The organism is Campylobacter sp. BCW_6873 (genome assembly GCF_001762365.1).
In the GTDB taxonomy this organism is placed as follows: Bacteria; Campylobacterota; Campylobacteria; order Campylobacterales; family Campylobacteraceae; genus Campylobacter_D; species Campylobacter_D jejuni.
Genome location: NZ_MJWS01000107.1, coordinates 1,627 through 21,493 on the forward strand (window position 1 = coordinate 1,627; position 19,867 = coordinate 21,493).

The 19,867-nt window shown below is 31.4% G+C and carries 22 protein-coding genes and 5 tRNA genes; 15 read left to right on the forward strand and 12 right to left on the reverse strand.

What is annotated here, in order from left to right:
• Positions 1-309: 309 nt before the first annotated feature.
• Genes AJ932_RS09195 through AJ932_RS09205 form a run of 3 tightly spaced genes read right to left on the reverse strand, consistent with a single transcriptional unit; the run spans position 310 to position 2,224 of the window.
• The gene (locus tag AJ932_RS09195; protein ID WP_070261517.1) at positions 310-1,086 is read right to left on the reverse strand and encodes a UDP-N-acetylmuramate dehydrogenase; all 777 of its coding nucleotides are present in this window, start codon (positions 1,084-1,086) and stop codon (positions 310-312) included.
• Complete coding sequence (gene fliQ, locus AJ932_RS09200) at positions 1,083-1,352, reverse strand: flagellar biosynthesis protein FliQ (RefSeq protein ID WP_070261516.1); 270 nt, start codon at positions 1,350-1,352, stop codon at positions 1,083-1,085. The genes AJ932_RS09195 and fliQ overlap by 4 nt, the downstream gene beginning before the upstream one ends.
• An 11-nt stretch (positions 1,353-1,363) precedes the next feature.
• Positions 1,364-2,224 carry a menaquinone biosynthesis family protein gene (locus AJ932_RS09205; protein WP_070274047.1) on the reverse strand — a complete coding sequence of 287 codons (861 nt, stop codon included), beginning with the start codon at positions 2,222-2,224 and terminating at the stop codon, positions 1,364-1,366.
• A gap of 106 nt (positions 2,225-2,330) precedes the next feature.
• Here AJ932_RS09205 and recA point away from each other — a divergent pair, with 106 nt between their 5' ends.
• From recA to AJ932_RS09270, 12 genes are all read left to right on the forward strand, one after another.
• A complete protein-coding gene (recA, locus tag AJ932_RS09210; protein ID WP_002862302.1) occupies positions 2,331-3,362 on the forward strand; it encodes a recombinase RecA in 1,032 nt (343 codons plus the stop codon).
• Positions 3,362-4,606, forward strand: coding sequence for a phosphopyruvate hydratase (gene eno / locus AJ932_RS09215; RefSeq protein WP_070277714.1), 1,245 nt, complete (start codon positions 3,362-3,364; stop codon positions 4,604-4,606). Before recA ends, eno begins: the two co-directional genes overlap by 1 nt.
• Positions 4,607-4,671: 65 nt before the next feature.
• Positions 4,672-4,875 (forward strand): hypothetical protein, encoded by a 204-nt coding sequence (locus tag AJ932_RS09220; RefSeq protein WP_002839177.1) that lies wholly within the window; start codon positions 4,672-4,674, stop codon positions 4,873-4,875.
• The gene (gene cgpA / locus AJ932_RS09225; protein WP_070277998.1) at positions 4,865-5,527 is read left to right on the forward strand and encodes a glycoprotein CgpA; all 663 of its coding nucleotides are present in this window, start codon (positions 4,865-4,867) and stop codon (positions 5,525-5,527) included. Before AJ932_RS09220 ends, cgpA begins: the two co-directional genes overlap by 11 nt.
• Complete coding sequence (locus tag AJ932_RS09230) at positions 5,527-6,375, forward strand: DNA ligase (protein WP_070261512.1); 849 nt, start codon at positions 5,527-5,529, stop codon at positions 6,373-6,375. The genes cgpA and AJ932_RS09230 overlap by 1 nt, the downstream gene beginning before the upstream one ends.
• 42 nt (positions 6,376-6,417) lie before the next feature.
• A tRNA-Pro gene (locus tag AJ932_RS09235) sits at positions 6,418-6,495 on the forward strand.
• A 24-nt stretch (positions 6,496-6,519) separates the two neighbouring features.
• Positions 6,520-6,596 (forward strand) — tRNA-His (locus AJ932_RS09240).
• A gap of 4 nt (positions 6,597-6,600) precedes the next feature.
• Positions 6,601-6,677: transfer RNA gene (locus AJ932_RS09245), tRNA-Arg, on the forward strand.
• Positions 6,678-6,690: 13 nt separating this feature from the next.
• Positions 6,691-6,767, forward strand: a tRNA-Arg gene (locus tag AJ932_RS09250).
• A gap of 5 nt (positions 6,768-6,772) precedes the next feature.
• Positions 6,773-6,857 (forward strand) — tRNA-Leu (locus tag AJ932_RS09255).
• Positions 6,858-7,031: 174 nt separating this feature from the next.
• On the forward strand, positions 7,032-7,448 hold the full coding sequence (locus AJ932_RS09260) for a hypothetical protein (RefSeq protein WP_070209896.1): 417 nt from the start codon (positions 7,032-7,034) through the stop codon (positions 7,446-7,448).
• Between the two features lie 302 nt (positions 7,449-7,750).
• A complete protein-coding gene (locus AJ932_RS09270) occupies positions 7,751-8,188 on the forward strand; it encodes a DUF411 domain-containing protein (RefSeq protein WP_044779906.1) in 438 nt (145 codons plus the stop codon).
• Positions 8,189-8,197: 9 nt separating this feature from the next.
• Here the strand turns inward: AJ932_RS09270 and AJ932_RS09275 are convergent, their stop codons facing one another.
• From AJ932_RS09275 to AJ932_RS09315, 9 genes are all read right to left on the reverse strand, one after another.
• A complete protein-coding gene (locus AJ932_RS09275) occupies positions 8,198-8,701 on the reverse strand; it encodes a TlpA family protein disulfide reductase (protein ID WP_070233505.1) in 504 nt (167 codons plus the stop codon).
• The gene (locus AJ932_RS09280; protein ID WP_002851267.1) at positions 8,662-9,150 is read right to left on the reverse strand and encodes a TlpA family protein disulfide reductase; all 489 of its coding nucleotides are present in this window, start codon (positions 9,148-9,150) and stop codon (positions 8,662-8,664) included. Before AJ932_RS09280 ends, AJ932_RS09275 begins: the two co-directional genes overlap by 40 nt.
• Entirely contained in the window at positions 9,147-9,800 is a 654-nt protein-coding gene (locus AJ932_RS09285) for an ABC transporter ATP-binding protein (RefSeq protein ID WP_002860103.1), read from the reverse strand. Before AJ932_RS09285 ends, AJ932_RS09280 begins: the two co-directional genes overlap by 4 nt.
• Positions 9,797-10,915 (reverse strand): ABC transporter permease, encoded by a 1,119-nt coding sequence (locus tag AJ932_RS09290; RefSeq protein WP_070277997.1) that lies wholly within the window; start codon positions 10,913-10,915, stop codon positions 9,797-9,799. Before AJ932_RS09290 ends, AJ932_RS09285 begins: the two co-directional genes overlap by 4 nt.
• Positions 10,905-12,194 carry an ABC transporter permease gene (locus AJ932_RS09295; protein WP_044779903.1) on the reverse strand — a complete coding sequence of 430 codons (1,290 nt, stop codon included), beginning with the start codon at positions 12,192-12,194 and terminating at the stop codon, positions 10,905-10,907. The genes AJ932_RS09290 and AJ932_RS09295 overlap by 11 nt, the downstream gene beginning before the upstream one ends.
• On the reverse strand, positions 12,184-13,587 hold the full coding sequence (locus tag AJ932_RS09300) for a Fe-S-containing protein (RefSeq protein ID WP_070277996.1): 1,404 nt from the start codon (positions 13,585-13,587) through the stop codon (positions 12,184-12,186). The genes AJ932_RS09295 and AJ932_RS09300 overlap by 11 nt, the downstream gene beginning before the upstream one ends.
• An 83-nt stretch (positions 13,588-13,670) precedes the next feature.
• The gene (locus AJ932_RS09305) at positions 13,671-14,210 is read right to left on the reverse strand and encodes an iron transporter (RefSeq protein WP_002778842.1); all 540 of its coding nucleotides are present in this window, start codon (positions 14,208-14,210) and stop codon (positions 13,671-13,673) included.
• Complete coding sequence (locus tag AJ932_RS09310) at positions 14,207-16,297, reverse strand: FTR1 family protein (RefSeq protein ID WP_070277995.1); 2,091 nt, start codon at positions 16,295-16,297, stop codon at positions 14,207-14,209. The genes AJ932_RS09305 and AJ932_RS09310 overlap by 4 nt, the downstream gene beginning before the upstream one ends.
• 351 nt (positions 16,298-16,648) lie before the next feature.
• Positions 16,649-16,861: a hypothetical protein gene (locus tag AJ932_RS09315; protein ID WP_002862290.1), complete on the reverse strand. Its 213-nt coding sequence runs from the start codon at positions 16,859-16,861 to the stop codon at positions 16,649-16,651.
• Positions 16,862-17,221: 360 nt separating this feature from the next.
• On the opposite strand from AJ932_RS09315, the gene AJ932_RS09320 reads away from it, so the two are divergent.
• From AJ932_RS09320 to nhaA (AJ932_RS09330), 3 genes are all read left to right on the forward strand, one after another.
• Entirely contained in the window at positions 17,222-17,404 is a 183-nt protein-coding gene (locus AJ932_RS09320) for a YjfB family protein (protein WP_002856010.1), read from the forward strand.
• A gap of 141 nt (positions 17,405-17,545) precedes the next feature.
• Positions 17,546-18,694 (forward strand): Na+/H+ antiporter NhaA, encoded by a 1,149-nt coding sequence (gene nhaA / locus AJ932_RS09325; protein ID WP_032603391.1) that lies wholly within the window; start codon positions 17,546-17,548, stop codon positions 18,692-18,694.
• A complete protein-coding gene (gene nhaA / locus AJ932_RS09330) occupies positions 18,691-19,860 on the forward strand; it encodes a Na+/H+ antiporter NhaA (protein ID WP_070277993.1) in 1,170 nt (389 codons plus the stop codon). Before nhaA (AJ932_RS09325) ends, nhaA (AJ932_RS09330) begins: the two co-directional genes overlap by 4 nt.
• Positions 19,861-19,867 lie beyond the last annotated feature (7 nt).

Sequence of the window (19,867 nt, forward strand, 5' to 3'; positions counted from 1 at the left end):
GCTAAGAAAGAAATAGCAGCCAAAGATAAAACTATCTTTTTAGAATTTAAACAGGATTCTTTACCCTCTCCTATAGGTGTTTTAGTTAATGTGATATTTTTCATAAGAATTTCCTCCCTTTATAATTTGTTCTATATATTATATTTTTTAAAAATAATATAAAATACAAAATAAAACGACAGAATATTAAAATAGTTATACTTAAAATATTATTAAATACTTATTATAATAAAACTATATTGTTTGAATTTATGTTTTATTTAAAGTTAGATTAAGAGTAAATTTTTAGACTTTTATTGTTTTCTGTGTTTAGATTATAATCACTTCATTTTCTAAGTTTATGCCAAATTCTTCAAAGACTTTTTTTCTAGCTAATTCGATAAGAAAAAACGCATCTTCAAAACTTGCATTTTTTTTATTGATTAAAAAATTTGCGTGTTTGTCGCTTAACATAGCATCTCCCTTGCTAAATCCTTTAAGTCCTACAGCTTCGATTAAACGTCCTGCAAAGTCGTTTTTTGGATTTTTAAAGATAGAGCCAAAGCTTGCCCCACTAGGTTGGTTGCTCCTTGCATTTTTTAAAGTTTTATCTTTAAGGGTATCAAAGCCAAAATTTAGTTTAAATTCAGCCCAAAAAAAAGGCATATTTAAAGGACAAAAACGATAATCAAAATTTATATTTTCTCTTAAAATTTCGCCTTGAAAAGTAGCAATTTTGATTAAATTTTGACTAATGCACTCTCCTTTAAGTCCTGCATTCATCTTCAAAAGCCCGCCAAGTGTACCAGGAATTTTGCTTAAATACTCAAAACCCTTAAGATTATTTTCTTTGGCAAAACGATACATTTTGCTTGATTTTGTTTTGCAGCCTATGCGAAGATGTATAAAATCTTTATTTTGATCTAAAATTTGTATAAAATCAAAACTATCTCCTAAAATTCCTATATTTTTAGGTTTTGGGCTAACTAAAAGGTTATTTGCGCCGCCTATTAAAAAACCATCAAAATCACAAATTTGATCCAAAACTAAAACTTCAAATTCATTTCCTATACGCACAGAAGAGTATTTTTTAAAATCAATGATCATTTGATAAAAGTTGGAATTTGATTTAGTATGTTTTCAGTAAAGTCAATCATAGTTGTAGTCATCCAAGGCATTAAAAAGATTAAAACAACTACAACCAAGATGATTTTAGGAACAAAAGAAAGTGTCATTTCGTTAATCTGTGTAGTTGCTTGAAAAATACTGATTACAAGCCCTGCAATAAGCCCTGCTAAAAGCATAGGCAAGGAAAGTAAAAGTGTGATTTTAAAGGTTTGCACTCCAAGAGCAACTAAGGTACTTTCATCCATTTTTATCCTTTTTAAGAATTTCTAACTTCTTCGTATTCGCTAGGGATAAGATAATCATTTACATGTATGATTTTATCATAAAATTTATAATCATATCCTAGTTTAAAAAGCGTATCTACAGCTAAAAGTTGAGTTTGATTCATGCTAATGGAGTTTTTATTGGCGTATAGATTAAGATAAGTATCCAGTTTTTCTTCATCAACACGGATAAGTTTTCTTTCCATAAGCATAGGGGCTAAAATTTTACGATTTGCATCGGCGATTTTTACAGCATTGGTTAAATCCTTTTCGATCTTAATCGCATCGCTTAAAGGCAAAGAGCGACGCAAAGCCATTCCACCTAAAGGCAAAGGTAAATTTTCTTTAGCAAATTCAAGCCATATATCCCAAAGTTCTGCTTCCACGCAAAGACTTTGATCAAATTCTAAAATGCTTTCATGGATCAAAACTCCTGCATCTACTTCACCACTTAAAACTGCATTTTCAATGTCTAAAAAATTCTTATAAATAATTCTAGCTTCAGGATATTTCATACGAAAAATCAAAGCATTGGTGGTATTTGCTCCACTCAAAGCGACTTTAAAATTTCTTTTTAAATGCGTATCTTTTTTCTTGATGAGTTTTGGCCCATAACCTTCGCCAAAACTCACTGCTGTGCGTAAAAGCGCATACTCAGAAGCGATTAAAGGATAAAGCCCAAAAGAAATAGCTGTAGCATCAAATTCATTTTTCAAGGCAAATTCATTTAAAGTTTGTATATCTAAAGCTGTATTTTCATAAGCAAAATCATTCCCCATCCACCCAAATTTAATAGCCATATACATAAAAATATCATCAGCATCAGGAGAATGTGCAATAGTAATTTTTTTCATCTATGCTTCCTTGTAAATCTTTGCTTTAATTCTAGCAAAATAAACCATTATTTAATTTTATTTTGTTAGAATTCTAACTAAAAATTTAGAATTTTTAAGGAAAGTTATGGATGATAATAAAAGAAAATCCCTAGATGCTGCCCTAAAAAGTTTAGATAAAACCTTTGGAAAAGGCACTATCTTAAGACTAGGGGATAAAGAAGTCGAGCAAATCGATAGCATAGGTACAGGTTCAGTTGGGCTTGATCTTGCTTTAGGTATAGGCGGTGTTCCAAAAGGAAGAATCATAGAAATTTATGGGCCTGAAAGTTCAGGTAAAACCACTCTAACTTTACACATTATCGCAGAATGCCAAAAAGCAGGTGGAGTTTGTGCTTTTATCGATGCAGAACATGCGCTTGATGTAAAATATGCTAAAAATTTAGGTGTAAATACAGATGATTTATATGTTTCACAACCTGATTTTGGAGAGCAAGCCTTAGAAATTGTAGAAACTATAGCAAGAAGTGGTGCAGTAGATCTTATCGTAGTAGATAGCGTTGCAGCACTTACCCCAAAAGCAGAAATTGAAGGCGATATGGGTGATCAACATGTAGGACTTCAAGCAAGACTTATGTCTCAAGCTCTAAGAAAACTTACAGGTATAGTTCATAAAATGAATACCACAGTAATTTTCATCAACCAAATTCGTATGAAAATCGGCGCTATGGGTTATGGTACTCCTGAAACCACAACAGGTGGAAATGCGTTAAAATTTTATGCTTCTGTGCGTTTAGATGTTAGAAAAGTAGCAACCTTAAAACAAAACGAAGAACCTATAGGAAACCGCGTTAAAGTAAAAGTAGTTAAAAATAAAGTTGCTCCTCCATTCAGACAAGCTGAATTTGATGTGATGTTTGGAGAGGGTTTAAGCCGTGAAGGTGAGTTGATTGATTACGGTGTAAAACTTGATATCGTAGATAAAAGTGGTGCGTGGTTCTCTTATAAAGATAAAAAACTTGGACAAGGTAGAGAAAACTCAAAAGCTTTCTTAAAAGAAAACCCTGAAATTGCAGATGAAATCACAAAAGCGATTCAAAATTCTATGGGAATAGAAGGTATGTTCAGCGGTAGCGAAGATGACGAAGGAGAAGAATAATGTTAGTAATTGAAGATGTTAGAGCCTATGAAGTTCTTGATAGTAGAGGAAACCCAACCGTAAAAGCTGAAGTTACGCTAAGCGATGGAAGTGTAGGTGCGGCCATAGTTCCAAGTGGTGCAAGTACAGGTTCAAAAGAGGCTTTAGAATTGCGTGATAATGATGAAAGATTTGGCGGAAAAGGCGTTTTAAAAGCTGTTGTAAATGTCAATGAAACCATTGCAGATGAAATTTTAGGGCTAGATGCTTTTAATCAAACTCAACTTGATGATACTTTGCGTGAGCTTGATGGAACAAATAATTACTCAAATTTAGGCGCAAATGCGACTTTAGGCGTGTCTATGGCAACAGCTCGTGCAGCTGCGGCTGCTTTGGGAATGCCTTTGTATCGCTACTTAGGTGGTGCAAATGCAAGCATTTTGCCTGTACCAATGTGTAATATCATAAATGGCGGTGCTCATGCAAACAACAATGTAGATTTTCAAGAATTTATGATCATGCCTTTTGGTTTTACTAGTTTTAAAGAAGCTTTGCGTTCAGTTTGTGAAATTTATGCGATATTAAAAAAAGAACTCGCAAATTCTGGACATTCTACGGCTTTAGGTGATGAAGGCGGTTTTGCTCCAAATTTAGCTAACAACACAGAACCTATCGATCTTTTAATGACTTGTATCAAAAAAGCAGGTTATGAAAATCGTGTAAAAATCGCTCTTGATGTAGCAAGTACAGAATTTTTCAAAGATGGCAAATACCACATGGAAGGCAAGGCTTTTTCAAGCGAGGATTTGATCGAACGCTATGTAGAACTTTGTGCAAAATATCCAATTTGCAGTATCGAAGATGGCTTAGCTGAAAATGACTTTGAAGGTTGGATCAAGCTTACTGAAAAATTGGGCAATAAAATTCAGCTTGTGGGTGATGATTTATTTGTAACCAATGAAGATATTTTAAGAGAAGGCATCATCAAAAAAATGGCAAATGCTGTACTTATCAAGCCAAATCAAATCGGAACTATTACCCAAACTATGAGAACTGTGCGTTTAGCGCAAAGAAATAACTATAAATGTGTGATGAGTCATAGAAGCGGCGAAAGTGAAGATGCTTTTATAGCAGATTTTGCCGTAGCTTTAAATACAGGACAAATCAAAACAGGAGCTCTAGCAAGAGGCGAAAGAACCGCAAAATACAATCGCTTGCTTGAAATTGAACTTGAAAGCGATGAATACTTAGGAGAAAAGCTCTGAGCGATTTACTTAAAGAATACGATGAAAGCACAAGAAAAAAAAGTTTTTATACCCATGTTATAAAAATGATTTTTTGGGCTTTTCTTGTTGTAATTGGAGCGATTTATTTTGGCAATATGTTTTTTGGGCAGTATTCTTTGGATACTTTATTAAGCTTAGAAAATACCAAAGAAGAGCTTAATAAAAAGATTATTTTACTTAAAGAACAAAACGCTAAAGCACAAAAAGATTATTTTGAATTAAAAGGATTATATCCAAATGAAAACTAGAATTTTAGCAATATTTTTTATTTTTACCTCTCTTTTATATTCTGATGAAAATCCTTTCAAGGCAGATCAAAATATAACCTTGGTTGCTCCACCTGAATTTCAAAAAGAGGAAGTTAAATTTAATTCTAGTGCAAGAATTTTAAAAAGCATCACTTTTAATTATATCAATTTAGACGGAAGTGAAGATAAGATTGATTTAGATGTTAATAAAAGTATTGATTGGCACGATACTTATACTATATCAAGATTTAAAAGCCCTGATCCTTCAAAAGTACTCGATGTTTCAGTTACTATACCTGAAAAAAATAGCTCTAAACAAGAATCAAACTCAACAGCCAATGTTGAAATACCTTTACAGGTTGCAAAGATTTATGATTTTATTTCTTACGCGGTTTATAAAAACAAAATAAAACTTAACACTAGTGATGAAATGATCACAGATTTTTCAGTAGGAAATCCGAGCAAAATCGTTATAGATTTTAGGTCTAATTTGATTAGCCCTACAAAAAACATACGCCTTAGCAATTCTATTTTTAAACGCATAGGCTTTGGATCTCATAAAGGATATTATCGACTTGTAATATATCTTGATGGAACTTATAATTATAATATTCAAAAAGATGCAACTGGATATATGATTAATCTGCTTTGATGAGATTTATTTTTTTAATATGTTGTGCTTGTTTAGTTTTTGCTAATGAAATTTTACTTCTTAGCAAATTCGATAAGCAAGATTTTAACTCTAAAGATTTTAATGCTTATTTGATGAGCGAAAAACTTGATGGAGTGCGTGGAATTTGGGATGGGAAATATCTAAAAACTCGCCAAAATTACCAAATAAAAACTCCTGACTTTTTTACAAAAAATTTCCCTCCTTTTGCTATTGATGGTGAGCTTTGGATAGCAAGAAATAAATTTGATGAAATTTCAGCTTTAATTCGTAGTGGCGATAGCAATTTGACCTTATGGAAGGAAGTAACTTATAATATTTTTGATGTGCCAAATGCTTGCGAAGAATTTCAAATTTCTACTTGTACTCTTAAAAATCGTTTGGCTGTTTTAGAAGAGTATTTGCAAAAATATCCTAGTGCCTATATAAAAATTATTCCTCAAATTCCAGTTGAAAATCAAAATAATTTAAATCAATTTTACGAAAGCATTATAAAAAATCAAGGTGAAGGTATTGTCATACGCAAAAATTTAAGTCCTTATGAAAAAGGCAGAAGTAAAAATGCTATGAAATTAAAACCCTATGATGATGCAGAATGTGAGTTGGTAGGATTTCGCAAGGGTAAGGGTAAATTTGAAAATCAAGTAGGTGCCTTACTTTGTAAAATGCCTAATGGACAAATCATTAAAATAGGCAGTGGTTTAAAAGATGAAGATAGAAAAAATCCTCCAAAAATTGGTAGTATTGTGACTTATAAATTTAATGGATTGACCAAAAATTCCTTACCTCGCTTTCCGGTTTTTTTAAGAATAAGAGATGAAAATCCTTGACTTTAAAATTATTTTGTGATAAAATATTTCCTTTTATTTATTCGGGGTGTAGCGCAGTCTGGTTAGCGCACTTGGTTTGGGACCAAGGGGCCGAAGGTTCGAATCCTTTCACCCCGACCATTTTTTATAAATTTATACAAAATGGTGAGTGTAGCTCAGTCGGTTAGAGCATCAGATTGTGGTCCTGAGGGTCGTGGGTTCAATTCCCATCACTCACCCCACTAAGCGCTCGTAGCTCAACTGGATAGAGCAACAGACTTCGGATCTGTAGGTTATGGGTTCGATTCCTATCGGGCGCACCACCAGATTTTATATGCGTTCATAGCTCAGCTGGATAGAGCAACGGCCTTCTAAGCCGTAGGTCAGAGGTTCGAATCCTCTTGGGCGTACCACTTTAGCGGATGTGGTGAAATTGGCAGACACGCCAGACTTAGGATCTGGTGCAGCAATGCGTGAAGGTTCAAGTCCTTTCATCCGCACCACTTACTTTTATTATTTTCAAACAAGAGTTGATTTCTCATAAATTTTTATTTCATTTTAAAATTTCTTATGATTGTTAGATAAAATGCAAATTTAATTTAGATAAATTTAAAAATTATCTTGCAAAAGATTTGAAAAATAATTAAAATATACAAAATTCAATTCAAGGAGATAAAATGAAAAAATTAGGTTTAGCTTTAGCAGCTTTAGTTGCTTTAAATGTGTCAGCATTTGCAGATTTGATAGTTATCAATAAAAAAGATTTAGTTCCAGTTTCAGCAAGCGAAATGCAAAACAAATATTTCCAAGAGAGCATCAAACCAATTATAGATCAGCCACTTTTTAAAAAGGCAACTTTTTATGAAGCAGATATTGTTGCAAAAGTTGATCCAAGAACTTATAATTCAACTCAAGCTATAATACAAAAAATATATTCAGATAAAAGCAATTATGTTTATTATAAACAAGTTCTTATATTAACTAGTGATGGTAAAAGAGCTAAGCTCTCTACTCTTTCTTGCGAAATTGCAAGTTTTGATAAGAAGGGATATTTATGTGGAGGAACAAGCGATCATAATTATTCTATTAAGTAAATATTGCAAATAAAAATCCGCCTTGAGTTTTCACTCTTGGTGGAAATCCACTATTAGAACATACTATGAAAAAACATAGTAAGTATAAAGTATATCTAAATTTTAAGCTTTTTAAGTTAAAAAATTCTAGTTTTTTTTAAAATCGTTTTATCTTTTATATCTTTGCCGTAAAGACAAAATCAGCACCCATTAAAAATCTTTTTCTTGATTAAATTTTTGTAAATTCATTTTTAGTGTTAAAAATGTGATGGTATTAACTTTATAAAAGTATTATTACATATTTTTTACTTAGGATAGCAATTATGAAAAAAACAATTTTAACCATTCTTTTTTTACTCACTCTTACGCAGGCTAAGGAAATACAAGTTTATGAAAGTCCTACTTGTGGCTGTTGTGATCTTTGGGTTGATTATATGAAAGCTAAGGGTTATGAGGTTAGTATTCATAAAACCAATGATTTTCTTAAAATCAAAGAAAAAATGGGTATAAAAGATGAGTATCAAAGTTGCCATACGGGTGTGATCGAAGGCTATGCTATTGAAGGGCATGTTCCTGAAAGTGCCATAGCATGGTTGCTTGAAAACAAACCTAAAGATGTTATAGGAATTTCAGCTCCTGGCATGCCGCAAGGAAGCCCAGGAATGGAACAAGGTTATAGTGAAAAATATCCTGTAATTTTGATGAAAAAAGATGGAAGCTATGAGCTTTATGGATATTTTATAGGAGATAAAAAGCTTTAAAGTAAATTTTTAGCTTTTTACTTTTTTGATTTCTTTTTCAAGTATGCTATAAGGAGTTAAGCCTATGAATTTTTCATCCATTTTTCCTTCTTTGAAAAAACTAAGCACAGGTACTCCATATATTTCCCCAATGGCACTTGAAAGGTATTTAGCTGCTCTTTTTTCATAAAACATTGCTAAATTAGATAAACCTTTTTCATCAGCCCAAGCTTTTGCATCATTTGCATCATTTGCATCGCCTAAAACCACAAAGATATTAAAATCATAATTTTTAGCCAAATTCTGTAAAATAGGAATTTGTTCTTTACAAACTCCACAATCTTTTGTGAAAAATATTAAGGCAAAATTTTGTGCTTTATCATTTATTTTTAGGCTTTTTTCAAAACCATTGTAGGCAAAATTATAGGTTTTATCACTATTTAAAGCTTTAAAATTTTCTCCACTATCACAAGCTACAAAAAATAAAGCTATGATTAAAGCAAAGAAATAAGCTTGGATTCGAAAAATTCCCATGGTTTTTCTCCTAAAATTCTATCTTTTATCATCCCATCTTTAATGATGATGGTAGTAGGGGTTGCAAACACAGCATAACGATCATTGGTGATTTTAAGATCGTCTTTTAAAACTTTTACATTTTTAAAGTCAAATTGTTCGGCTAAAACTTTAACCACATTGGCATTATCGATGGAATTTATAGCATAAACACTGATTTTATTGGGGTGATTTTGTATGAATTCATCCAAAGAAGGGAGTTCTTTTAAACAAGAAGGGCAGCCATTTTGAAAAAAGACTAAGACTTTTAAACTTGTATTATCATCAGCAAGTTTTACAGCTTTTCCTAAAGTATCTTTAGCTGAAATTTCAGCGCTTTTTTCTCCAACTTTTCCAGTATCTTTTGAATTTTCAAAAGAACAAGCATTGAGCAAAAACAAAATGCTTAAGATTAAAAGGCTTTTTTTCATTTTAACACCCCATGTTGTAAGATAAGGGTTCGATCTGCGAATTTGGCTAAATCAGGATTGTGTGTGATTAAAACTATGGTTTTACCTTCATTTTTTAATTTTTGCAAGGTTTGAAGAACGATTTGTTCATTGGCTTCATCTAAATTCCCTGTGGGTTCATCTGCGAGTAAAAGCTCTGGGTTGTTGATCAAAGCTCTTGCTATACAAACTCTTTGTTGTTCCCCGCCACTTAATTGGCTAGGTAAATGAGTGAGTCTATGTGAAAGTCCTACTTTTTCAAGAACCATTTTAGCATCTTCTTCATCTACGCTTGAGTGATAATACTGAGAGAGCATAACATTTTCTAAGGCGTTAAGATAGGGGATAAGATGAAATTGTTGAAAGACAAGTCCTATTTTTTCACGACGCAAGGTGATTTTTTGCTCTTCATCCATTTGCTCTAGGTTTTCATTGTCTAAGATATACTCCCCAGAGCTTGGAGTATCCATGAGTGATAGTATGTTTAAAAGCGTTGATTTTCCACTTCCTGATGGACCCATGATGGCAAGCCATTCTCCTTCATAGACGCTTAAGTTGATATTGTTTAAGGCTTTAACTTTGCCAAATTCTTTATTTAAGTTGTTTATTTTAATAAGTTCTTTTTTCATCATTCACCTTTCAAATTTTCACACACATTGATTTTTAATGCTCTTTTTATAGGAAAAAATGCAGCCAAAAAGGCAAAAATCAAAGAAATGATTAAGGCTATAAAAACAGCTATAAATCTAAAATCAATACTAGAATTAAAAATCAAATAACCAAAGACATTGGCTAAAAATATCCCACAAAAAGCTCCGATTAAACTAGCAAAAAAACTTACTATAAAGCATTCACTAGCAAAAAGTTTAAAAATTTCACTTTTTTTTGCACCCAAGGCTAAACGCAGTGCGATTTCTTTTTTGCGAGAAAATATAATAGAACTTAAGGTCGTATTAACGCTAGTGGTGACTATGATCAATACTACAAGTATGATTAAAAACATTAAAGCTTTGATTTTTCCAAGTACTAAACCTTCGCTTAAGGATACTGAAGATATAGGTTTTGCATCGATGAATTCATTGTTGATTGCTTGTGTTTTGGCTTTAACTTCATCAAAATTTCCATAAACTACAGCATTAGCATAGTTAATACCGGCTCTATCGCTTAAATTTTGCACCACGCTTAAAGGGGCTAAAACAATGCTATCAAATTCATCATTGCTTGAAAGTATGCCTTTTATGGTAAGTTTTATGCTTTTTCCGTTGTTTGGATTGTAAATTTGAAGTTCATTGCCTGTTTTTAGGCCTAGTTGCTTGGCTAAATTAACCCCTAAAAAGGCTGAATTTTCATCAAAATCATTTAGAGAAAAGCTTCCTTCTTTAACTTCTAAAAAAGGTTTAGTGATTTTTAAAGCCCTAAAATCAGTGCCTAAAACCACTCCGCTTGTACTACCTAAATTTAAAAAATCATGCAAAAAAGGAGTTAAAGCCCTAGCCTTTAAATTTTCTTTTATTTTTTCATACTCAGCATTGGAGATAAAATTTTCATCCTGCTTCGGGCTTATCATTACATTTGCTCCATAGGCTTTTAATTCTTTAGAAAGTTTGGTGTCAATATCAAAATAAATATTTAAAAAAGCTGAGCAAGTAAGTGCTCCTATAAAAACACTTAAAACTATTATAAAAAGTCTTTGATAAGAAAAGCTAATGCTTTTAAAAAGCTCATTAAGGAAAAACTTATCTACCATAAAGCACTCCTGCAGCTGAAAGTTGTGTGATATTTTTGATAGGAAGCAAGCAACCTAGCAAGGCAATAAGTCCTGCAAAAATAAAGCTTAAAGGTAAAGCTACAAAGGCTATATCAATAAAATATCCAAAAATGCTAAGGCTGATGATTTGAGAAAGTGCTGTGCCAAAAATAAAGCCAAATAAAGCAGCAAATAAAGCTACGATTAAATTTTCACTAGCAAAGATGAGATAAATTTGAAAAGTATTAGCACCAAGTACTTTTAAAAGTCCTATTTCTTTTTTTCTACGATGAATTTCAGAACTCATCAGACTTGAAATCGCAATACTTGCAACAATAAGACAAATAATACAAGTAATGCCCATTAAGGATTGGATCTTTTTAACCACCAAGCTTTGAGCATCGCTTATAGCATTTAGAGCTTTTGCATCAGCACCTGGTAAGCCATCACTAATTTGACTAGCGATTGAGCCTACATAAGCTGAGCAATACCATTTGTCATATTCTAACTGATCTAATTTTTCTTCGCCCATGCGACGCACTTTTTCAGAAAGGGCTGATTCAGGTATGGTAAAAGCTCTTACTTCTGCACTTGAGTAAAGCCCTTGTTTGTTGAGTAAATCTTGAGCTAAATTTAAAGGAGCGATGATTTTATTTGACATTTTAGGATTGGCATGAAGTAAAATGCCTACGATTTTTGCTTCTTTGCTTTGATTGTTTTCTCCTATGAGTTTGATAGTATCTCCTAATTTTAGTTTATTGTTTTTAGCAAAGTCTTCGCCTAGCATGATTTCATTGCTATCATCTTTTGCCCATTCCCCTTGGACTGCTAAATAAGGATAAAGACTTTTTATACCTGTGATAAAATCATCATCATCTTTAATTTTTATGGCTTTTTGAAAATAAGTGCCATAAATAAGTGCTTTTTGCTGGGAGTTTTCAATTGCGATTTTACCTTCTAAAAAAGGAGCAAGTGCGGTGATGTTGTTACGCCAATAAATGTCTTTGATCATATATAAATTTTTTTCTTCTAGGTAGTTTTTGTTTTTTAAGGGTTCATAAAGTTCATTACCTATTTCTATACTAAGGCTTGAGCCTTTGGGTAAAACAAGGATATTAGAGCCATAGCTTTTGAGTTGTTTAGTTACTTCATCGCCTATACTTAGGGTAATATTTAGCATAGTAGAGAGTAAAAGCGTGGCTAAAAAACAAGTAAGAAAGGCTAAAAATTTTTGAATTTTGTTTTTAAATATAGAGTTAAAAATCATTTTAGCCAACATCGTTTCTCCTTTGGATTAAAAATTGGGCTTCGTTTTCTTCTACATATTTTGCAGGATCTTTTTTAAATTCTTCATAGTTGTTTTGATTTGAAAAATAATAAGTAATCCCTTTATAGCTATAAGAAAAAGGAGCTTGGGTGTTTATAATTTTTGTTTTTGATACAGGATCTTGCACTTCGATTTCTTTGATTTGACTAAAATAATTAGATCCTGCTATTACATCTTTAACATCTATGGTGATTTTTTTACCATCGTATTCGTATTTGAGTGGGATAGGATTGCAACCCCCGCTTTTGCCTACACTAGGCAAGAAAATACGCACATTGCAAGAAATGCAAATGAGTTGTCCATCTTTTTTGATATAGCCCATATCTCCACAAATCATACAAGCATCAAAAACAGCTACAGGAGAATCCTTATCTTCTCTTTTGTTGATAAGAAAAAACCTTATCACTTTGCCTTCAGCACTGATATAAGCAAAGCGGTGGAGTTTGTTATCCCTTAAAAGAGCTATATCAAAGATAAATTTGCCATTCTTATCGGGTAAAATTTCTTTAGGCTCATCTATGGTTAAAGGCTTAGAGCTTACCATAAAAAAGTATAAAACAATGCAAAAACTTATAACACAGGAGATAAAAACACTGGAAAAATAGCGATTAATAAGACTTGTTTTAGCTTCATTTTTGCGATAATTTATATCTAAAATTTGTTTTTTGCTTATATTTTTTTTGCGAATTTTTAAGCTTAAGAATGCTAAAAAAGTGATGAAAATTAAATAAACATAAATTCCAAAAACACCAAAATAATTACTTTTTCCTACAAAACTCACCAAAAAAGCATGAGTTTCTATGATGGAATTTCGCATTAAAGTAAGCAAGATATTGGCTAGAGCTTTATCGCTTTCTATAAGGATAAGCAGTAAAAACAGCATAAAGCTTGTTTTTTGATTAAAATTTTTTTGCCATTTTAAAAAGAAGAAAATCAAAATACAAACAAGCAAGGCTAAAGCAATAAAACCTAAAGAGCTTATACCTTCGCTATCGATTAAAGAGCTAGTAAAAATAGGGAAATCTTGACTTAAAAAATAATAATGCAAAGCGGTGCAAAAACTTAAAATTCCTAATAAAATAAAATTTAAAATTTCAATTTTTTTCCAAAAATAAAATATAAAGCTTACTAGCAATAAACCTATAAAAACAAAATCAAAATTAAAGATTAAATTTTCGGTTTTTAAAAATTGTGCCGCGATAAAAAAAGCAAAATATCCAAATAAAAAGCCCAAAAAAACTACTAAAAAACTTTTAAAAATATATTTTTTATCAGGAGTGATAAAGGCTATTAAAATACTTAGTGGCAAAACACTGATAAGAAAATGCACAAAATATATACTCATAATTTACTCTTTAAACATTGTTATTTTAATTTTTTCAAATAAAAATAAAAATATTTAAACACTCGGAAAATCCGAGCGTAAAATTATTTTGGCGTGCCTGTGTATTTGAATTTATAATCTACTTTAAAAGGCTCAAACCACTTGCCCACGCCTGTTTCTTCATCAACATGGCGTCCAAAACCTTGTTTTTCTGGATTTGAGATATAAAAAGTAAGTTCATAATTTCCTACGCCAAAGCCACCTTTTTTATCTTTTTCCATAGCAATATTTGCACCATAGTGAGGACCATCATCAGCCACCATAGGCATCAAAGTTCCACGTTTAATTGCACCTGTGTCGGTATTTTTAAGTTCATAAGCTATAGTTAAATAAGGCATCCAAAAACCTTCTGGAAAACCATTTGGATTGTTTTTAAGTGCGTGAATGTCAGCTTCTAGGTGAATATCTGCTAAAGATGCAGCTAAATCAATACCTCTTGGCTCCATTTCAATAGGTTGTAAATAAACAGCGGCTATTTCCATGCCATTAAGTTCTTTTGGATCGCCGATCGGCACTTCGCCTGCAAATAAATTTGTACTAATAACCGCAGCTGCAGCAACTACTGATAAAACTTTTTTTATCATGATTCTACTCCTTTTTTTGAAATTTGTTTTGTTATTAAAATGCCAATAATTAGCATGATCAAAGCTATAAATTGAGGGATTAAGGTTTCATAGTAAGGATAAATTCCAAGCCATAAAATCGGTTCAAAATTCATAGGTATAAGACTAGGAATGATGACTTTTCCTTCTATGAGTTCAGCTATGCCTTTGCCTGTAAAAACAAAAACCATGTAAAAAATAATGTAAGAAGTGATATAGAAAAATTGTTTTACAGGTATGCGAATGGCTCCTGCTTTTAAAAGAAAATATAAAACAATAAGTATTAAAATTCCAAGTCCAAGCCCACCAAAAACAGCACTAAAATCAGTGCTTGTTTTAGCATCAAAAAGCAAGGCTTGATAAAAAAGCACAGTTTCTGCACCTTCTCTATAAACAGCTAAAAATACGGTGATCCAAAGGGTTTTTGCACTATTGTTTGATATAGCATCTATAGCACCTTGTTTGATAAAGCTTGTCCATTTTTTATTTTGTGCGTTTGAAAGTAGCCAAAAGCCCACATAAAAGAGTAGTAATACGGCTATAAGCATGGTAATACCCTCTATAAGCTCTCTACTTTGTCCTGCATTTTCTTTGAATAGCCAAGAAACTCCAAAAGCGGTAATAAAACTTAAAATCACTCCTGTAAAAAGAGCACTATAGGCGATATTTAGACGATTTTTGTTGCCACTTTGCACAAGATAAGAAACAATGGCTACAACGATAATCAAAGCTTCCAAGCCTTCACGCAAAATAATGCCTAAAGCCCATATAAACAACGAATAAGGGGTGGAATCTTGAATTTTATCTACACTGTTTGCTATGAGTTGTTCTAAGTCATTAAAAGTAGCTTCAAGCTCTTTTTTATCTGCACTTGCTTTAATCAGTGCTACGCCTTTGGAAAATAAACTTTCTATTTTAAGTTTTAAGCCGCTATCTACAGCACCGATTTTATTTTCCATACCGCTTGCTTCAAAAGTATCTAGATAAATTCCTTGCAAATCATCTACTATAGAAGCGCTAAAGCCATCATAATGTTTCAAAATTCCATCTAAGGCAAGTTTGATATCATTAGAAACTTTGGCATAATCTTTGCCTTTTGTTTCATCATTAAAGCCTGAAATTTGCAAACTTGAAAGTTCTGAATTTGGAATTTGTAAGAAAACATCAAAAATTTGTTCTTCTATGTTATCTAAGCCATTTCTTAAGTCTTTTTCATCTATTTTTGCATCGTTGATTTGGCGTATAAGGGTGCGTATGGCTTGTTGAATTTTTTGATCGTTTCCTGCTTTGGTAAATTTATTTACTAAAATTTCTACTTTGGTATTGCGATAATCACTAAATAAGGCATCATTTAAAAAATCTTTACTAGCTTGGTAGTTTTTTTCTTTAAAAGCATTAGCTGCCTGTGAAAATTTGGTAGAGATATTATCTAGTATAAATTGCAATCTTGCGTCCATTGCAGCAGCAGCTTGTAAATCAGCGCTTGCATTATCATCTGTAAGTTTGCTCGCATCGTTGTTTGTAGGTGTAGGAACTTGGGTGGTTAAAGAGCTTTGTGCTAAATCTTTTTTATCCACGCCCATCATTTGTGCGATTAAAGCTTCTGCATCAGCTTCGCGTTTGGCATTGGCTTCTAGGCTTGATTTTTCAGCTTTAGCCTTATCATAGTTTGTATCGCTTGCTTCTGCTTTTAAACGATATCCATTTTGTAAGATTGGGGCTACTTCATCAAGATCATAATAAAGACTATCAATTAAAGCATTAATTTGTGTTAAAGGAGCTTCATCTTTATACATGCGACGCAAATTTACAAATTTACGCTCCATGGTGATGGCTTTTCTTCCTATGTTTCTTCCTATAGGGCCTTCCATATTTTCAAAATGTTGAAAATACGCATCTTCGCTAAGCTTTTTAGCACCTAGATTATCACCCTTTTTGTAAGTTTCTATGCTTTGTTTTAGCATATCTTTGATAAGATTTGCTTCATTAATATAATCATCTACTCTAGCAAAAGCTGAGCTTGATAAAAAAATACTTACAATTAAAAATATAATTTTAAAAATTTTCATTATCATTACCCTTGGTTTTTGATAAAAATAATATTTATTATCAAAATAAATAATGGCTAGTATAATATTAAAAATCTTAAATAGAACTAAAAAATAAGCTTTTGTATCGATAATATTTTTTATTAATTATATTTAAGATATATTTTAATAAATTTTTAAATATATCTTATTTTTGTGATTTAATATGGGTTGTTTTTAAGTATCGCAAGGCTTTCTTCTAAGCTATGCACTTTGGGATATTGTTTTTGTATTTTTAATTTTTCATTTTTTAGTGTTTTAAAAGCTTAATAAAAATCAAAAAATCATTTATTGCGTATTCTTTAAGGAGATATAGCTATAGTATATTTTAGACTAAGCAGATATATCCAAAAGTTTATCTTTTTTGTTGGTATCTGTGTTTGTAGAATCGCTATTGTCTTTATTTACTTCTTCTTTCTCAGCTTCAGCTTCTACTTTCTCTTTTTTTTCTTGAGATTTTAAAGAAAAATCTATAGTTTGCCTATTTACTTCACTTTTGCCAAAATTTGTGGTATCCATAACGCCACAAGGTGTTACCAGTATCATTTCATTAACCTCTTAGTTTACAATGTTTACTAAACTTAAGATATTTTTTTCATTTTTTTCTTAAGTTGTAATTTTTGATTATATTATAAATCGTATAAAATAAGATAAAACTTAAATTTATTGAAATAAATTTTTATCCATTTAATTCACTTTTAAAAGTACCAACCATTTATATTTTGCTTATTGTTTCATAGTGTAAAAATTTTTAAAATAGGATTTTATCTTAAAAAATTTATGATTTTTAATTTCAGATATTGGTTTCCTTGAAAAATTTTAAAAAGTTTAGTAAAAAATATTAAGTTTTAAAAATATCATCCGATTTAAATAAAGTCTTAAGACTCAATCTAAAAGGAGGATGATATGGTTTCAGATGTTTCTATGGGTAATGCTAATTTAATGACTGCTGTTAATACTTCAGTTTTGAAAAAATCTATGGACACAAACGAGGCATTGATGAATGAACTCATCGAAGGTATGGAAGGTGTCTCTCAAGCCTCCGCTCCACAAGTTTCTAGCTCTAGTGGTTTGGATATTTACGCTTAAATATCTTAAGAACAAGCTTAAGAACTTGTTGGTATCTTGAGCTTGTTTTTTTAAATAATTATTTCTTTAGTATTTTTTCGTTATAATTTTGCCATTTTATTTATCGTATTAAATTTTTATAATATTTATTTAGGAGCAAGGATGCAAATGATAAAGAAGATGGTTTTAAGTGAAACTTTCCCTGGTATTTTGCTTATATTTTTTACATTTTTAGCCTTATTATGTAAAAATTCTTCTTTAAGTGTTATTTATACAGATTTTTTTCATGCTAATTTTACAGTAGGATTTGATCATTTTCAAATTTCAAAGTCGTTGGATTTATGGATAAATGATGGTTTGATAGCTATATTTTTTCTATGTATAGGGCTTGAGTTAAAATATGAAATTTTACGCGGACAGCTTAAAAATATAAGAGCTGTGTCTTTACCTATATTTGGAGCTTTTGGGGGTATGATTACTCCTGCTTTAATTTTTGCTACTATTAATTATTCCCATGATTTTGCTATGAAAGGTTGGGCAATACCTACAGCAACTGATATAGCTTTTGCAGTAGGCATTTTGATGCTTTTAGGAAATAAAATTCCTACAAGTTTAAAGCTTTTTTTACTTTCTTTAGCTATTTTTGATGATTTGGGCGCTATTGTTATTATTGCTTTATTTTATACAGATCAGCTTTCAGCTTTGGCGATTATTATTTGTTTGTTTTGTATATTTGCTCTGCTTTTGTTAAATTATTATCACATCACCCATCTTTCTTTGTATGTGTTAGTAGGTGTTGTATTGTGGATAGCTATGCTTAAAAGTGGAGTACATGCGACTTTGGCTGGTGTGATTATTTCTTTATTTATACCGCTTGATACAAAAAATAAAAAACCTTATTTGCATGAAGTTCTTAAGGATTTAAATCCTTGGGTGGTTTATTTTATCTTGCCTTTATTTGCTTTTGCTAATGCTGGGATTGATATCAGAGATATGCATCTTGGTTCAGTATTTTCACCTGTAAGCCTTGGAATTATTCTAGGATTATTTTTAGGAAAGCAACTAGGTGTTTTTACTTTTTGTTTTATTGCTATCAAACTTAAGCTTGCAAAACTACCTGAAAATATTAAATATGGAAAATTTTATGGTATATGTATTTTAACAGGCATTGGTTTTACGATGAGCTTATTTATTGATGGTTTGGCCTATAAAAATAGTGATATTTTTGAACATGCGGATAAACTTGCTATTTTAATAGCTAGTTTTTTAAGTGCCATTGTTGGTTTTATTTATCTTAAGATTGTTAAATGAATAATATAGTACATAAATTAAAAACTTTAGTTTTAAATGAGGCTTTTGGTGGTGTTTTACTTATAGTTTGTACTTTGCTTGCTTTGCTTGTGCAAAATGGATCTTTTAGCGAACATTATCGAGAATTTCTAAATTTAAAAGTCGGATTTAGTGTAGGTGAATTTGAGCTTAATAAACCTTTTTTGCTTTGGATAAATGATGGGCTTATATCTATATTTTTCTTTGCTATAGGGCTTGAGCTTAAGAAGGAATTTTTGCATGGGGATTTTAAAAATCCTAAAAATATTGTTTTACCTTTTATGGCTGCTTTAGGGGGTATACTTATACCAGCAATGTTGTTTGCTTTGGTGAATATAGGAGATGCTTATACCTTAAAAGGTTGGGCTATACCTACAGCTACAGATACAGCGTTTGCCTTAGCGATTTTAATGATGTGTGGTAAGCATATTCCATCAAGTTTAAAAATTTTCTTACTTTCTTTGGCTATTTTTGATGATGTGGGTGCTATTTTAATTATAGCTATTTTTTATACGACAAAATTATCAATAGTTGCTTTTGTCGTTGCAGGAATTGCTATTTTGGTAATGCTTGTTTTAAATATTTTAGGAATAACAAGAAAGTCTTTTTATTTTATTTGCTCAGTTATTCTTTGGATTAGTGTTTTAAAAAGTGGTGTGCATGCAACTTTGGCTGGAATCATAACAGCGTTTTTTATACCGATGCAAACTAAAAATGGAGAAGCATTTTTAGAAGAAATTTATGAAAGTCTAAAATTTTGGCTCACTTTTGTTATCTTGCCTTTATTTGCTTTTGCTAACGCTGGGGTAAATTTATCCAATATCGATATGGGAGCAATTTTTTCAGGTGTAAGTATAGGTATTTTCTTGGGGCTTTTTGTGGGTAAACAAGTGGGTGTATTTTTGTTTTCTTATTTGGCAATCCGCTTTAAATTTGCAGCCTTGCCCCAAGGTTCAAATTTGAAACAACTTTATGGGGTTTGTATACTTACAGGTATTGGTTTTACAATGAGTTTGTTTATCGATGGCTTGGCGTATGAAGTCAGTGATATTTTTAATTATGCAGATAATTTAGCTATTCTTATAGCTTCATTTTGTTCTGGGATTTGGGGTTTTATTTATCTTAAATTCTTTGCTACTCGATCTTAAGGGGACT

Excerpts from the sequence above, each read along its gene's own strand:
- AJ932_RS09195 (WP_070261517.1), bottom strand. The coding sequence starts at position 1,086 with ATGATCATTGATTTTAAAAAATACTCTTCTGTGCGTATAGGAAATGAA.
- fliQ (WP_070261516.1), bottom strand. The coding sequence starts at position 1,352 with ATGGATGAAAGTACCTTAGTTGCTCTTGGAGTGCAAACCTTTAAAATC.
- AJ932_RS09205 (WP_070274047.1), bottom strand. The coding sequence starts at position 2,224 with ATGAAAAAAATTACTATTGCACATTCTCCTGATGCTGATGATATTTTT.
- recA (WP_002862302.1), top strand. The coding sequence starts at position 2,331 with ATGGATGATAATAAAAGAAAATCCCTAGATGCTGCCCTAAAAAGTTTA.
- eno (WP_070277714.1), top strand. The coding sequence starts at position 3,362 with ATGTTAGTAATTGAAGATGTTAGAGCCTATGAAGTTCTTGATAGTAGA.
- AJ932_RS09220 (WP_002839177.1), top strand. The coding sequence starts at position 4,672 with ATGATTTTTTGGGCTTTTCTTGTTGTAATTGGAGCGATTTATTTTGGC.
- cgpA (WP_070277998.1), top strand. The coding sequence starts at position 4,865 with ATGAAAACTAGAATTTTAGCAATATTTTTTATTTTTACCTCTCTTTTA.
- AJ932_RS09230 (WP_070261512.1), top strand. The coding sequence starts at position 5,527 with ATGAGATTTATTTTTTTAATATGTTGTGCTTGTTTAGTTTTTGCTAAT.
- AJ932_RS09260 (WP_070209896.1), top strand. The coding sequence starts at position 7,032 with ATGAAAAAATTAGGTTTAGCTTTAGCAGCTTTAGTTGCTTTAAATGTG.
- AJ932_RS09270 (WP_044779906.1), top strand. The coding sequence starts at position 7,751 with ATGAAAAAAACAATTTTAACCATTCTTTTTTTACTCACTCTTACGCAG.
- AJ932_RS09275 (WP_070233505.1), bottom strand. The coding sequence starts at position 8,701 with ATGGGAATTTTTCGAATCCAAGCTTATTTCTTTGCTTTAATCATAGCT.
- AJ932_RS09280 (WP_002851267.1), bottom strand. The coding sequence starts at position 9,150 with ATGAAAAAAAGCCTTTTAATCTTAAGCATTTTGTTTTTGCTCAATGCT.
- AJ932_RS09285 (WP_002860103.1), bottom strand. The coding sequence starts at position 9,800 with ATGATGAAAAAAGAACTTATTAAAATAAACAACTTAAATAAAGAATTT.
- AJ932_RS09290 (WP_070277997.1), bottom strand. The coding sequence starts at position 10,915 with ATGGTAGATAAGTTTTTCCTTAATGAGCTTTTTAAAAGCATTAGCTTT.
- AJ932_RS09295 (WP_044779903.1), bottom strand. The coding sequence starts at position 12,194 with ATGTTGGCTAAAATGATTTTTAACTCTATATTTAAAAACAAAATTCAA.
- AJ932_RS09300 (WP_070277996.1), bottom strand. The coding sequence starts at position 13,587 with ATGAGTATATATTTTGTGCATTTTCTTATCAGTGTTTTGCCACTAAGT.
- AJ932_RS09305 (WP_002778842.1), bottom strand. The coding sequence starts at position 14,210 with ATGATAAAAAAAGTTTTATCAGTAGTTGCTGCAGCTGCGGTTATTAGT.
- AJ932_RS09310 (WP_070277995.1), bottom strand. The coding sequence starts at position 16,297 with ATGAAAATTTTTAAAATTATATTTTTAATTGTAAGTATTTTTTTATCA.
- AJ932_RS09315 (WP_002862290.1), bottom strand. The coding sequence starts at position 16,861 with ATGATACTGGTAACACCTTGTGGCGTTATGGATACCACAAATTTTGGC.
- AJ932_RS09320 (WP_002856010.1), top strand. The coding sequence starts at position 17,222 with ATGGTTTCAGATGTTTCTATGGGTAATGCTAATTTAATGACTGCTGTT.
- nhaA (WP_032603391.1), top strand. The coding sequence starts at position 17,546 with ATGCAAATGATAAAGAAGATGGTTTTAAGTGAAACTTTCCCTGGTATT.
- nhaA (WP_070277993.1), top strand. The coding sequence starts at position 18,691 with ATGAATAATATAGTACATAAATTAAAAACTTTAGTTTTAAATGAGGCT.